The organism is Cytobacillus sp. GQ23, from assembly GCF_059758675.1.
Map to the genome: position 1 here is coordinate 17,876 of NZ_JCAXER010000018.1, position 13,416 is coordinate 31,291.

The 13,416-nt window shown below is 40.8% G+C and carries 14 protein-coding genes; 11 read left to right on the forward strand and 3 right to left on the reverse strand.

Annotated features, from left to right (window positions below; translation table 11 throughout):
* Nucleotides 1-119: 119 nt before the first annotated feature.
* The 4 genes from AC6CHU_RS15795 (at nt 120) to AC6CHU_RS15810 (ending at nt 5,618) form a co-directional block, all read left to right on the forward strand.
* Nucleotides 120-2,357 carry a DEAD/DEAH box helicase gene (locus tag AC6CHU_RS15795; RefSeq protein ID WP_159871336.1) on the forward strand — a complete coding sequence of 746 codons (2,238 nt, stop codon included), beginning with the start codon at nt 120-122 and terminating at the stop codon, nt 2,355-2,357.
* Nucleotides 2,358-2,623: 266 nt separating this feature from the next.
* Nucleotides 2,624-4,702: a transglycosylase domain-containing protein gene (locus tag AC6CHU_RS15800; RefSeq protein ID WP_498122269.1), complete on the forward strand. Its 2,079-nt coding sequence runs from the start codon at nt 2,624-2,626 to the stop codon at nt 4,700-4,702.
* A 175-nt stretch (nt 4,703-4,877) separates the two neighbouring features.
* Nucleotides 4,878-5,072, forward strand: coding sequence for a hypothetical protein (locus tag AC6CHU_RS15805; protein ID WP_159871341.1), 195 nt, complete (start codon nt 4,878-4,880; stop codon nt 5,070-5,072).
* A 21-nt stretch (nt 5,073-5,093) separates the two neighbouring features.
* Entirely contained in the window at nt 5,094-5,618 is a 525-nt protein-coding gene (locus AC6CHU_RS15810; protein ID WP_159871344.1) for an HD domain-containing protein, read from the forward strand.
* A 621-nt stretch (nt 5,619-6,239) separates the two neighbouring features.
* On the opposite strand, the gene AC6CHU_RS15815 is transcribed toward AC6CHU_RS15810, so the two are convergent.
* Nucleotides 6,240-6,890: an MtnX-like HAD-IB family phosphatase gene (locus AC6CHU_RS15815; protein WP_159871347.1), complete on the reverse strand. Its 651-nt coding sequence runs from the start codon at nt 6,888-6,890 to the stop codon at nt 6,240-6,242.
* 164 nt (nt 6,891-7,054) lie between these two features.
* Between AC6CHU_RS15815 and AC6CHU_RS15820 the strand changes: the two genes are divergently transcribed.
* The 6 genes from AC6CHU_RS15820 (at nt 7,055) to AC6CHU_RS15845 (ending at nt 10,776) form a co-directional block, all read left to right on the forward strand.
* Nucleotides 7,055-7,492, forward strand: a complete 438-nt coding sequence (locus AC6CHU_RS15820) for a peptidylprolyl isomerase (protein ID WP_159871350.1) — start codon at nt 7,055-7,057, stop codon at nt 7,490-7,492.
* 102 nt (nt 7,493-7,594) lie between these two features.
* Complete coding sequence (locus AC6CHU_RS15825) at nt 7,595-8,107, forward strand: mismatch-specific DNA-glycosylase (RefSeq protein WP_159867527.1); 513 nt, start codon at nt 7,595-7,597, stop codon at nt 8,105-8,107.
* 178 nt (nt 8,108-8,285) lie between these two features.
* Nucleotides 8,286-9,251 (forward strand): S8 family peptidase, encoded by a 966-nt coding sequence (locus tag AC6CHU_RS15830; protein WP_159867524.1) that lies wholly within the window; start codon nt 8,286-8,288, stop codon nt 9,249-9,251.
* Entirely contained in the window at nt 9,248-10,057 is an 810-nt protein-coding gene (locus tag AC6CHU_RS15835) for an endonuclease I family protein (RefSeq protein WP_159867521.1), read from the forward strand. The genes AC6CHU_RS15830 and AC6CHU_RS15835 overlap by 4 nt, the downstream gene beginning before the upstream one ends.
* Nucleotides 10,058-10,304: 247 nt before the next feature.
* The gene (locus AC6CHU_RS15840; RefSeq protein WP_285869805.1) at nt 10,305-10,436 is read left to right on the forward strand and encodes a hypothetical protein; all 132 of its coding nucleotides are present in this window, start codon (nt 10,305-10,307) and stop codon (nt 10,434-10,436) included.
* A 22-nt stretch (nt 10,437-10,458) separates the two neighbouring features.
* A complete protein-coding gene (locus AC6CHU_RS15845) occupies nt 10,459-10,776 on the forward strand; it encodes an MGMT family protein (protein WP_251283818.1) in 318 nt (105 codons plus the stop codon).
* Nucleotides 10,777-10,821: 45 nt separating this feature from the next.
* On the opposite strand, the gene AC6CHU_RS15850 is transcribed toward AC6CHU_RS15845, so the two are convergent.
* Nucleotides 10,822-11,079 (reverse strand): YpbS family protein, encoded by a 258-nt coding sequence (locus AC6CHU_RS15850; RefSeq protein ID WP_159867515.1) that lies wholly within the window; start codon nt 11,077-11,079, stop codon nt 10,822-10,824.
* Between the two features lie 262 nt (nt 11,080-11,341).
* Here AC6CHU_RS15850 and dacB point away from each other — a divergent pair, with 262 nt between their 5' ends.
* The gene (dacB, locus tag AC6CHU_RS15855; protein ID WP_159867512.1) at nt 11,342-12,826 is read left to right on the forward strand and encodes a D-alanyl-D-alanine carboxypeptidase/D-alanyl-D-alanine endopeptidase; all 1,485 of its coding nucleotides are present in this window, start codon (nt 11,342-11,344) and stop codon (nt 12,824-12,826) included.
* 54 nt (nt 12,827-12,880) lie between these two features.
* Here the strand turns inward: dacB and AC6CHU_RS15860 are convergent, their stop codons facing one another.
* Nucleotides 12,881-13,414, reverse strand: a complete 534-nt coding sequence (locus AC6CHU_RS15860) for a YceI family protein (RefSeq protein WP_159867509.1) — start codon at nt 13,412-13,414, stop codon at nt 12,881-12,883.
* Nucleotides 13,415-13,416 lie beyond the last annotated feature (2 nt).

A 13,416-nucleotide genomic window follows, 5' to 3' on the forward strand; every position in this document is an offset into this window, starting at 1 on the left:
TCATACTTCGGGAGAATTAACCTTAGATATAATTAAACATTCATTTTTTCTTTTGCATATTGGCAAGTAAATGATATATTAGTCTAATTGAATATTTTAGTGGACAAAGGACGATAAAAATGACATCAACACTTGGACTTATAAGGGCTTGGCAAAAAGCCATCCAGGCTGAGATTTTACACTTAAAAAAATACGGGAGCTCCCGCTGGCTAATTCTTAATGGGCGTCTGCTTTCAAAATCAGATGCCTATATGTATTTTTTCGATACACCTTCAGCAATAAAAATACCAACTGGCTCAGCCATAAAAATAGACTGGGGAAGTAAGAGGATAGAGGGAAGAATCCTTTCTGCGGAAGGAAATAATGTGATTTTGGCCCTAAAAGAGGATATTGGCAGCGATTTATCTGAGGCCTATTTGCTTCATGACCCATGGGAGCTATTGGATCAGCTTTTTCAGCGCTTAGAGGACATAAAAGGCAGCAAAAGAAAAAGGGCGAGAATAAAAAAATTAATGGATCCTTCAATGCCCCCCAAACATCCTGCTGATAAAGTAAAAAGCAGTACCCATGAACTGATATTGCGCTCTAAATATAATCCGGCCACATATGTCTGGGGACCGCCAGGCACGGGAAAAACCTACACACTGGCACGAGTAGCTGCCAATAAATATTTTAAAGGACAAAATGTTCTCATTCTTGCACACTCCAATCAAGCAATCGATGTCCTTATGGCAGAGATTTCAGCCTTTGCATCCCACAAAAGAACGATCGCTGATGGTGATTTGCTTCGCTACGGGTCACAAATCGGCCCGGCATTAATTGATCATCAATCATTAAATGCTGAATTTCTATTAACTAAGCAGCACTCTAATCTCTCAGAGCAAAAAGCAGCTCTAATTGAGGACCGACGCCTGATTAAACAGGATTTATCAAGGTCGTTCAGCCAAAGAGATTCCGGCCAGCTAATTGAAATAGAAAAGAAGCTGTCCGGAGTGCTTGAAAAAATCAGGCAAAAGGAAATCGAGTTTGTAAAAAACGCTTCGATTATCGGAACAACACTCGCAAAAGCTGCAAGTGACCCGGCAATTTACGAGAAAAACTTTGATTTGGTCATCATCGATGAAGCCAGTATGGCTTATGTTCCACAGGCTGCCTTTGCAGCTTCGCTTGGAAGAAGGGTAATTATTTGCGGGGATTTTAAACAGCTTCCTCCAATTGCTGCCTCAAAACATAAGCTTTCGGAAAAATGGCTGAGGGAGGATATCTTTCACCACTCAGGCGTGTCTGATGCAGTCAAGGATGGACACTTGCATCCGCACCTTTTTCTTTTAAAAGAACAGCGCCGAATGCACCCGGACATATCCGCTTTTTCCAATAAACATATTTATCATGCACTTGTAGGTGACCACCCCGATGTATTGGCCGCTAGAGCTCCTATTGCAGCCTGCACACCTTTTCCCGGAAACGCCTCTATCCTGATCAATACAAATGGATCAGGAGAATATGGCATAAAAGATGGCAGCTCAAATTCAAGAATCAATCTATGGAATCTGCTGCTAGGGTTTCAGCTGATACAGGAGGCTTATATTGGGGGAAGCCGGTCAATAGGGTATGTTACTCCTTATCGTGCACAGGCCTTATTAATGGAACAGCTTCTCAGCGAGATATATGATGAAGAAAGAGCTTCTGCTGATATCATTGCTGCGACAGTTCACCGTTTTCAGGGAAGTGAACGGGATGTTATGATTTTTGATTCTGCAGATGCCGCTCCCCATGACAGAGCTGGAATGCTCTTGACTGGGAAAGATAGCGAAAGGCTTTTGAATGTTGCCATAACAAGAACCAAGGGAAAATTCATCCATATATGCGATTTGCAATTTATACAAAAGAAGGTTTTCAAAAACAAAACATGGCGGAAGCTGGCAGATCATCAGCTGGAAAATGGACAGGCTTTGCATCCTGAGCATATTGGCAGATGGATTAAAAATCAGCATCCTCATCTGCAGTGGATGCATGCAAAAAAATGGGAGAAAGTGCTTGAGGATATTTCTAAAGCGAAAAAGGAGATTATCATGTCCCTTCCTGATGGCCAGGGATTAGGGGAAGCGTGGGGGCAGGCAATTTCCAGAAGGTCACCAAAAACAAAGCTGACCCTGCTTGCAGAGCATTCTGTTCCTTTCGTTACCCCTGATGAGATATCGGAAAAATGCCTCCCGTTCCCATTCCTCTTAATTGACAGAAACGTCTTATGGCTGGGTATGCCGGCAGAGGCCCATAAAAACGCATGCCCGCCATACGTAGCAGCCAGGCTCCGGTCAGCAGCTATGGGCTCATATCTTACATCTTTAATCAAATAAAAAAGACGCCCCATAAGGGCGTCTTTTTCTACGTATTGCGGCGACACGACTGCACTCCACATAGTGCATTGCCAAGAAAGGCTTGTCTGTCGTCTTATGCAATTAGCTCATCGCTTAATCAATATAGCATTATTCCAAAAAGAAAACAAGCATTTTTTGTGAGCAGCCCCTTAAGCCGAACTTGAAACTTTTTATACTGTTTATTCGTTTAATATATAATAAGAGGAAATAATAAAGAAACTGAAAGAAATAGCGAAGGAGTCACCATGGAAAAATTACAGCGTTTCAAAGAAGCTTTTGCAGGATTTTGGCGCAAAAAGCATTTAACCCAAATTCTGCTGCTTTTATCACTGACTATATTACTGCTAACCATTCTATTTTTTGCTTTTCTCGCAGCTACAGCTAACGTTGAAACTCTGAAAGATGGATTAAGGCAGTCAACGGTAATCTATGATAAAGACGGCGATGCTGCTGCAAGACTTGCGGAAAACAGGGCAGAGGGGGCTAATATTGAGGAATTGCCTGAACATGTTGCCAATGCTGTTATTGCAATTGAAGATGAACGCTTTTACAAGCATAACGGATTTGATATAAAAGGCATTGCCAGAGCATTTTTTGGCAACTTATTTGCAGGGAGCATAACCGGCGGAGGAAGTACCATTACTCAGCAGCTCGCTAAGAACGCCCTGCTTTCACCTGAACAAACATACAAGCGAAAAGCTGAAGAACTGTTCCTGGCAGTAGAAATCGAAAAAAATTACAAAAAAGATGAAATCCTTCAAATGTATTTAAATCAGGTATACTTCGGAAGCGGCTCATGGGGAATCGAGCAGGCATCCAATAAGTATTTCAGCAAAACACCAAAGCAATTAAGCATCAGCGAAAGTGCATTGCTTGCAGGATTGCTTCAATCTCCTTCTGTTCTCGATCCATACAATCATTACGAACGGGCAATCAAAAGAAGGAATGTTGTCCTTGGGAAGATGAAAGAGCACAAAATGATTTCATCAGAAGAATATGAGATAGCTGTAAATGAAAAGATTCAATTACAGGAAGGTACCCGAAGCAAGAAGGAAAGGAAATACCCTTACTATGTTGATGCCGTCCTGGATGAAGCAATTAATACCTATGGATTAACCCAGGAGGAGATATTTACCAGAGGGTATAAAATTTACACAGAAATGGATCAAAACCTGCAATCAAGCCTGGAAAATGTATATCAAAAAGACTCCATTTTTCCAGCTGGAATGAATGGTCAAATTGTCCAGAGCGGTGCTGTGCTTCTTGATCCGGCGACAGGAGGAGTCAGGGGGCTGGTCGGCGGAAGAGGTGAGCATGTTTTCAGAGGATTCAACAGGGCCACACACATCAAGGCTCAGCCTGGATCTACACTAAAGCCTTTAGCCGTTTACACACCTGCCCTTGAAGAAGGATACTCACCAACCTCAATGCTGAAGGATGAACCCGTAACATACGGAGATTACTCACCGGCCAACGCTTCAGGACAATATGCAGGTGAAGTATCTATGTATAAAGCTGTGGAAGACTCCATCAATGTACCGGCCGTATGGCTGCTTAATGAAATTGGACTGGATAAAGGGCTGGATGCACTTGAGAGGTTCGGCATTCCACTCGAAAAAGAAGATGAATATCTCGGAATTGCCTTGGGCGGGATGCGAAAGGGTATTTCACCGTTAAAGCTCGCCGAAGCATATGCAGCTTTTCCTAATGGCGGTAAACGCAACGATGCCCATTTAATTACGAAAGTCGTAGGTCCGACCGGAAGCATTATTGCTGAGCGAGATAAAAAATCAGTTAAAGCAACGACAAAAACGGTATCTAACCAAATGACTTCCATGCTTTTAAATGTAGTTGAAACCGGCACAGGGAGCGCAACGAAGATAGAAGGACTTCAAATTGCCGGCAAGACAGGTTCGACCCAGCTCCCATATAAAGATATTAACGGAACAAAAGATCAATGGTTTGTAGGCTATACCCCGAATTTAGTGGGCGCCGTATGGCTGGGGTATGATAAGACTGACAGGGACCATTATCTGTCAACAAGCAGTTCTCAAACAGTAGTCCCTGTATTCCGATCGATAATGGAGGCAAGCCTGCCATACATGCAGGAAGGGGAATTTGCTACTAAATCGGTTAATGAAAAGCTCGAGAAAAAAGAATTAACAGAAGAAATTGGACAAACGATTAAAGAACAAGCTGAAAAATTCGAAGGCAAACTGAGAGAGGATCTCCCAATATGGAAGGAAAAATTAAGAGAAGGAAAACAGGAACTTGAAGATTTCGGCAGATTCCTGAAGGACAAATGGGATCAATTCAGCAAATAGCGTTAATGAGAGAATGGCTAACATAGCTGTTCTCTTTTTCATATTCCATTAATCTTTATACTGGAATAATTCAGCAAAACAGTGTAATCTAAATATTTATAGCACCTACTAACAAATCGACAGCATTCGCTATCATGTTGCTAGCTCTTAGATATTAATTGCCAGGAGGATTACAATGAGTGGAGAAACCCGTATTCAGCTTAATGTCCGCATATCAAAAGAAACGTCAAATAAGCTAGATGAAATTGTTGATTATTATCAGGAAAACACGAAACTCGGCAGGATTTATAAAGGCGACGTATTAACAGATATTATTGAAAAATCATATGAAGTAATGAATAAGCAAAAAATCCTCAATAAAAAATTCTAATAGTTAATGGAGGGAGATTACATGAGGGATGTTAAACTGACCGATATTTATCAGCATCGGATCGCACAAAAATATATAACTCGCTCCGGCATCGCTCATGCTATTGCCGTTGCCTATCACGCATTTCAAATTGCCAAAGAATTGGGAGAAGATGTTGATTCAGCAGCCAAAGCAGGATTTATGCATGACATCGGCCATTATACGTGGTACAAAAATGGCAAGTGGGATTACGAACTTTACAAGCAGAATGACATTCATGCCATTAAAGGTGCTGAGCGTGCACATAAACTGCTGATAAGACTTGGAGAGAACCCGATCAAAGCAAAGGAAATTGCTTTGGCTATCCTTTTTCATACGGATTCATTTCTGCCTGGCGGCGAGGTTGTCAGAACCCCGCTGCAATCCCTTGTCAAACTGGCAGATGAGAAAGACGAAGAACCCGGCGGTGCCCATCACTATCGTGAACTTGATTTTGAGCGTGCCATGATAAGCTTGAAAATCCTCGATAATAAGATTGATCATTATCTTGAGAAAAAAGAAGAATAACATAAATATCTGTCATGTTATGCGCTTCCCCAGGAAATTCAGTTTTTATTTTTGGCTGTTTTCGTAAAGTTTGTTGCGTTTTCATAACCTAGTTTTATTTGCTGAGATGATCTTCGCTGTGGGCACTGGATCCTCGAGAATGCTGTCGCATTTCCTTCGTGCGGCGTATATTTGAGGAAGTTATTCAATGTCCGGCGGGAGGAGAGGGAAGTATGATACCCCATAGGCGAAACCGAGGTGGCTCACATTCCTCCCCGCGGAAAGCTAGTGCCTTTCGCTGCAATCAAAGGGTACAATTCATAAACAAAACAACAATCTTTTAGAAAAGAACCTTATTTTTTGAAGGGAAGCGCATGTTTCATGAAGAATAATAATTCATGCCGATGATCAGATGATCAAATTTTATGTGCGAGGATGGTGTTGCTGCAGTGAGGGCAAGGACTCGAAGACAACAGTCAATTAATATAGAAGAAATCAAATTCAGATTAACAACTGTATTTCTGCATCTATCTTTCTACGCAACTATTATATTTATCTTAATCTTATTTTTGGAGTTATTTGGTTAATATACATAATAAAATCCCGGATAAGCCAGCTTCTTTCCCGGGATTTTCTCTAGGATTATGACAAAATGCCTTTTTCAGATAAATACTCCTCTACTTCAGTAAATTCATTTACTGGAACAAACGATATGCCCTTTTCCCTAAGCAGATCCTGCAGCCCATTTTTGGCAAAGGTGATATCAGCATGCTCTGCCGGGTGGGAATCCGGTTCACTGTCCCCTATAAAAAACACAGTTTCATATTCGTTTTTTAAGTCCTTAATAACCTTCGATTTATCAATGCCATATTGTTCATGATAATGCTGATGATTCTTATCAATATTCATGTGGACATTTTTCTCATGGTAATAACCTTCATTTGAAAAAACCTTAACATCTTTGACTCCATACTTTTTTAAGATGTGATGGATATAATAGTCTGTGCCGGCACTTAAAATGAAAAAATCTCCGCCATTCTGCTGAATCCTATCAATAAAATCAGGTACATGTTCATCTATTTCAATGGAATAAATATCGCTGATTATTTGTTCTTCATCCTGATTGATTGAAGTGAAGACTTTATTCAAGAAGTCTATATCCTTTATCTCACCAGATTTCCATTTGGGCATCAGGCTGTGCCCCTCCGGAAAATATTTATCCATCATAATCAAATAAAAGTCTCTTTTTGAAATGGTTCCATCAAAATCTGAAACAAATGCCCATTTTTTCATACTGCAAACCTCCAATAAGTCGTATCTGCATTTTATCCTGTATAGCTATCATAACTTTACCCTTTGTTTATCATGTTCAATCAGCAAAAAAACGCCTTTTGATTTTATTCCTGAAGAGATTAATGGTATTATTAATTTGATTTTTACATAAGGAGATGATTAGTATGGCAGAAAAAGGATACATATTAATGAAAAACGGTGAAAAGGTTGAATTTGAACTATACCCTGAAGCAGCACCAGGTACAGTTGAAAATTTCAAAAAGCTTGCTAAAGAAGGATTTTATAATGGCTTGAACTTCCATCGTGTAATACCTGGGTTTGTAAGTCAGGGAGGCTGCCCAAACGGAACAGGAACTGGCGGGCCTGGTTACACAATCAAATGTGAAACAGAAGGAAACCCTCATAAGCATGTAGAAGGATCTCTATCTATGGCTCATGCAGGCCGCGATACAGGCGGAAGCCAATTCTTTATCGTTCATGAGCCACAGCCTCACCTAAACGGTGTTCATACTGTCTTTGGAAAAGTTACTTCCGGGATGGAAGCCGTTAAAGCAATGAGAAATGGCGATGTTATGGAGAAAGTTGAAATTCTTGAAGGATAATTAGTTTAGAAAAAAGAGCCTTAGAGGGCTCTTTTTTGTTTTGTTTAGCATCCCGTTTTAGGTAAAATAATCAGTAGCTTCCAAAATCGAAAGGATGGTTCTATGGGGCCTATTAAAGATTACTTAAAAGAAAACCTTGATTTACTTTTTGTCGGCTTCAATCCAAGTATTCGATCTGGAGAGACGGGTCACCATTTTGCAAACCCAAATAACCGCTTTTGGAAAATTCTTCATGAATCAGGCATAACTCCCCGTAAATACAATGCAGCAGAAGATTATAAATTATTGGATCTGGGCTATGGAATGACAAATATCGTAGCAAGGCCTACTAAAGCAGCTGATGAAATAACCAGGGAAGAATATAAAGAAGGAAGAGCAGAGCTGATAAATAAAATTTCTGAACTTAAGCCAAAAGTCGTTTGCTTTGTTGGAAAAGGCGTATATCAGGAATACAGCCGCAAAAAAAAGCTGCCATGGGGAATTCAGGAGGAATCTGTAGTTCCCGGCACTATTGACTTTGTTGCACCTTCCTCTTCAGGACTTGTGAGAATGAAAATCGATGAAATCATTCAAATCTATGCTGAGATCCCGAAGCTGTTAAAAACTCTGAGATAGCGATTTGATATAAAACCGACTGCCATTTATAGTCCATATTTCACAAATTCTACCTTTTTATAATTACAAATTCTATTAAATATCACTACCATTGATACTGTTATTAAGTAGTCAGAATTGTTAAAATGTAATTAGCATCAGGAACCGGCTTTAATTAATCTCTTAAGGAGGGAAAGAAATGGAGCAATCTGTTCGTGTCATTCCTTATAAGGTGATTCAGCAGGAAGAGGATGTTAATGAAGTTCCAAGTGGCGTGGAGTTGATTCAAGCGCCGAAGGTTTGGAGCGAATCAAAAGGAAAAGGAATCAAAGTAGCTGTACTGGACACGGGGTGCGACATTAGCCATCCTGATCTGAAAGACCGTGTAGTAGGCGGCCGTAACTTTACTGACGATGATAACAGCGATCCGAATAGTTTCAAGGACTATAACGGCCACGGAACACATGTGGCAGGGACTATTGCTGCACATGAAAATGATGCCGGTGTTATTGGGGTGGCTCCTGAAGCTGATCTTCTTATTGTAAAAGTCTTAAATAAAGATGGTTCTGGACAATACGAATGGATTATCAATGGCATCCATTATGCTATCGAGCAAAATGCAGATATCATCTCCATGTCGCTAGGCGGCCCAGCTGATGTTCCTGAACTCCATGATGCGATTAAAGCTGCTGTAGATAAGAATATCCTAGTAGTATGTGCAGCAGGAAATGAAGGGGATGGGGACGACTCTACTGACGAGTTTGCTTATCCAGGCTGCTATAACGAAGTGATTAGTGTAGGCGCTGTGAACCTCAAAAGGGATTCTTCCGAATTTACAAACTCTCATAATGAAATAGATTTAGTGGCGCCGGGAGAAGGGATACTATCCACCTTTCTGGACGGCAAGTACGCAACCCTCAGCGGTACGTCAATGGCCGCTCCGCATGTTTCTGGGGCTTTGGCCTTAATCAAGGAATTTGCAAACAAGCAGTTTGAAAGAAAGCTTACAGAACCCGAGCTTTATGCCCAATTGATCAGAAGGACGGTTCCACTTGGCAACTCTCCAAAACTTGAAGGAAACGGACTCGTTTATTTAACCGTTCCAGAGCATTTAGCCGGAATTTTTGAGCAGGAGTTCAATTCAACTGCTCTTAATGCCATATGAGCAAAGTGAATAGTATAACTGCGGAATGGGCAGAGGCTCAGTCAAGGTATATTGAAAGTGTACAGAATGAACCCTATTATAATGCTGAAGAGGATATTATTAATCAAGAGAATTACTATGGCACCCTAGATTTTGAGAAAGAGGATCTTCCGTTAAAGGTTCACGATCTGCTGGTTCGCACCCATGACCGGCACTTGGATTACTCACCTCACCAATACGTATATCCCTGGGTGGACCTGCAGGAGAACCTGAAGCTTAAAAGTTTGTATTCAGGTAAGGGGATGGACCCTCTCAAAGCCATAGACCAGGATCTCAAGCTTCTGCAGACGATTCGTGAAAGAGGCTTACACAGCAATGGAAGAGAACTATTTAACACCGAGCATGTCGTCCCGCAATCATGGTTTGAAGAAAGACAGCCAATGAAAGGGGATCTCCATCATCTTTTTGCCTGTGAGCCGGCATGCAATAGTATGAGAAGCAATTTTCCCTACTTTGACTTTGAAGCCTATGTCCCGGAAATAGGGGCGGCGGGAGTCAGAAGCGGATGCGGAATGGCAGAACAGGAGAAGTTTGAGCCGGAATATGGAAAGGGGATTGCCTCAAGAGCTGTATTCTATTTTGCTGTCAGATATAAAAAAGAACTTTTATTGGACGAGAAGATGGATATGCAGACTTTGCTGAAATGGCATGAAGAAAATCCGGTGACTATATATGAAAAGCATCGAAATGCTGCCATTCAAGCTCTCCAGGGGAACAGAAACCCATTTATTGATTTTCCTGAGCATGCAAAGAAAATGCTAGGATAGTGAACAAACCCGTCTGAACAAAGGCGGGTTTGTTTTCTATTTGAAAACTCTATTCAAATTAGCACCCTGACAAAATTTGGTGATTTATGTTACGATTAGGTTAACTAAATCCCACAATTACTTCATTAAATATTAATAGCGAGGTGTCAAAAGTGTCTAAAGAAATAATGTATATCTTAGTTATGGTATCTATGGCTATATGGATCACCGTATCTAGAGAAGCTGTAAAACCCTCAAAAGAGATAAATTGGCGGAAAATGATTACATTACTGTCAGCAGGGTCTTTATCAGCATTAATTATTACTATAACGCTTTTTCAAAGCCTGCCGTTCTGATGCAGCAGATGAACTCTTCAATAAACCCCAACAGAGCAGAATAGAAACAATAAGAGGAGCTTTCACATGCAGCCATTTACAGAAAAAGTAATTAACATCATTCAAAACATCCCAACAGGAAAAGTCATGACCTACGGACAAATTGCAAGGCTGGCCGGGAGTCCGCGAGGAGCAAGACAGGTGGTCCGGATTCTTCATACCCAAAGTGAAAAGCATCAACTTCCATGGCATCGGGTTGTGAACGGGAAAGGGGAAATTGGATTCAAAGACGAAGAGTTGCATAACAGGCAGAGAGATCTGCTAGAAAATGAAGGAATATACTTTCAGCTAAATGGATCGCTTGATTTAAAGACGTTTGTCCATGAACCATCAAATCAAAGTTAAAAACGTGCATTCATGGAATACACGTTTCAATATGAGAAAAAGCACCTATTTAGTTTTTAATGCGTATTCCTCAATCATATCAGCTGTTACATACTTTCTTGCAGGTATTATGCCCTGTTTGGATAATTCATTAATCTCAGCAGTTACTTCATTTATCTTATCCGCCGTAAAAGGAAGACCTCTTCTGCAAAGATCCAAAGCTTGTTCGATATAATACTCTCGCTGTTCATCCAAGGCAGCAAACCTCGTGATGATCTTATTCTGCTTTCCCACATGTTCAGATATTGCTTTATGTACACTCATTTGTTCCACCCCTTATAAAATTCACGTAATATTATCATACCATTTTTTCTGCTAGATTTTTAAGAATAAATATTCTTACTTGAATAATATTTAATATAGAAAAAAATAGGAAATATCAGCTATCCCACATAACTTATCCTAAGGAGAATAAAATAGGTAAATAATCAAAAAATGATTCTTTTTCCTCATTATGGAAATAAAGGGAACTCACCTTTCTTAGAAGAAAAGGTAATGAAACAAAATGGAAGGTGGTTTAACACAGATGAAAAAGAGTGTAAAAATACATATCAGTTTATTGCTGGTATTTATGCTGGCACTTGTCCCTCTAACCCAGCCCGAATCTCCTCAGGTTCAGGCAACAGAAGAAGGAAGCGATCTTGTCCAGCAGCTGAATCAAATGCTTAATAATGATCCAATTCTAAAGGGGGGACTTGCAGGAGTCAGCATCCGCAATGCAGAAACCGGTGAGCTTGTATATGACCATATTGGGGATGTTCGTCTAAGACCGGCTTCTAATATGAAGCTTCTAACAGCAGCTGCGGCTTTAGAAACACTGGGAGAGAATTATCAGTTTACAACAGAACTTCTTCACACAGGTTCAATAAAAGGAAAAGCACTGCAGGGTGATTTGATCTTAAAAGGGAAAGGCGACCCAACTCTTTTAAAGAAAGATTTTGATTCATTTGCTGTTAAGGTGAAGGAAGCAGGCATCAAAGTTATTCATGGGAGCCTGATCGGTGATGATACCTGGTATGATGATGAACGCTACTCAACCGATTTGTCATGGAGCGACGAATCCTGGTATTATGGCGGGCAGGTCTCAGCACTTACTGCCTCTCCAAATGAGGATTATGACGCAGGCACAGTTATTGTGGAGGTTTATCCCGGAGAAAAAGCCGGACAGGAGCCGGTTGTAAAAATGGTGCCGGAAACAGACTACATAAAAATCGTCAATAAGGCGAAAACCGTCTCTAAAGGAGAAAAGAAAGATATTCATATAGAAAGGGAGCATGGAACCAACACCGTTACAATCGAAGGAAATATTCCAGTTGAAGGAAGCCGTTCAAGGGAATGGATTGCAGTATGGGAGCCGACTGGCTATGCATTGGATCTATTAAAGCATTCTCTCGCTGAACAAGGCATTAAATTAAAAGGGCAGACAAAAGCAGGCACTGCCCATGAAGGAGCAAAGCTGTTGCTTGAGCATAAATCCATGCCCATTAAAGAGCTTCTCATTCCATTTATGAAATTAAGCAATAATGGCCATGCTGAAACGTTAATCAAGGAAATGGGCAAGGCAGTCAAAGGGGAAGGCAGCTGGGAAAAAGGATTAGAAGTGTTGGAAGAACAGGTGAAAGCCTTTGGCATCAATAATGAAACTCTCGTGCTTCGTGACGGATCAGGGATTTCACATGTAAACTTAATTCCGGCAAATGAAATCTCCAAGCTGCTTTTTGAAGCCCAGGACAAAGAATGGTTCTCCTCTTATTTAAAGTCATTGCCGATTGCCGGAGAGACAGACCGGATGGTAGGGGGAACTCTGAGAAATCGCATGAAAAACTCCAATGCAGCCGGGAACGTCAAAGCAAAAACAGGTTCCATCTCCACAGTCAGTTCGTTATCAGGTTATGTTAAGACAGCAAGCGGGGAAGAGCTCATTTTTTCCATTATCCTGAACAACTTAACCGATGGCGATGAAGGAAAGGTTATAGAAGATCGAATTGCCACGCTGCTGGCAGATCAATAAACTGCAAAAAGGGCAATATACCGTTTCAATGGTATATTGCCCTTTTTATATGACTTACTCTGCTTTTGCTGCCTGTATTTGAAGATCGATTTTAACTTTATCTCCTACAAGGACACCCCCAGTTTCAAGTGCAGAATTCCAGGTTAAGCCGTAATCGCTTCGTTTAATGGCCCCAGCAGCTGTAAAGCCGACTTTTTCGTTGCCCCATGGATCTTTGCCTGATCCTTCATATGTGACAGCAAAGGTTTCCAATTTTGTTACTCCATGAATCGTAAGATCGCCTGATACTTCATATTCATCGTCACCCTTGCTGATAATGTTTGTTGAAGTGAATGTCATTTTCGGGTGATTTTCAACATCAAAGAAGTCTGCAGAACGAAGGTGATTATCACGGTCTTCGTTTCGTGTATCCACACTTGAAAGTGCAACATTGAATGTTATATCAGCTGTTGTCAAATCTGCAGGATCTGCTGTAATTTCAGCATCAAAGCTATTAAAGCTGCCTTTCACGTTTGCAATCATCATATGCTTGATAGAAAAATCCACACTGCTGTGTGCCGGATCAACTGCCCATTTTATATTTGCCATTT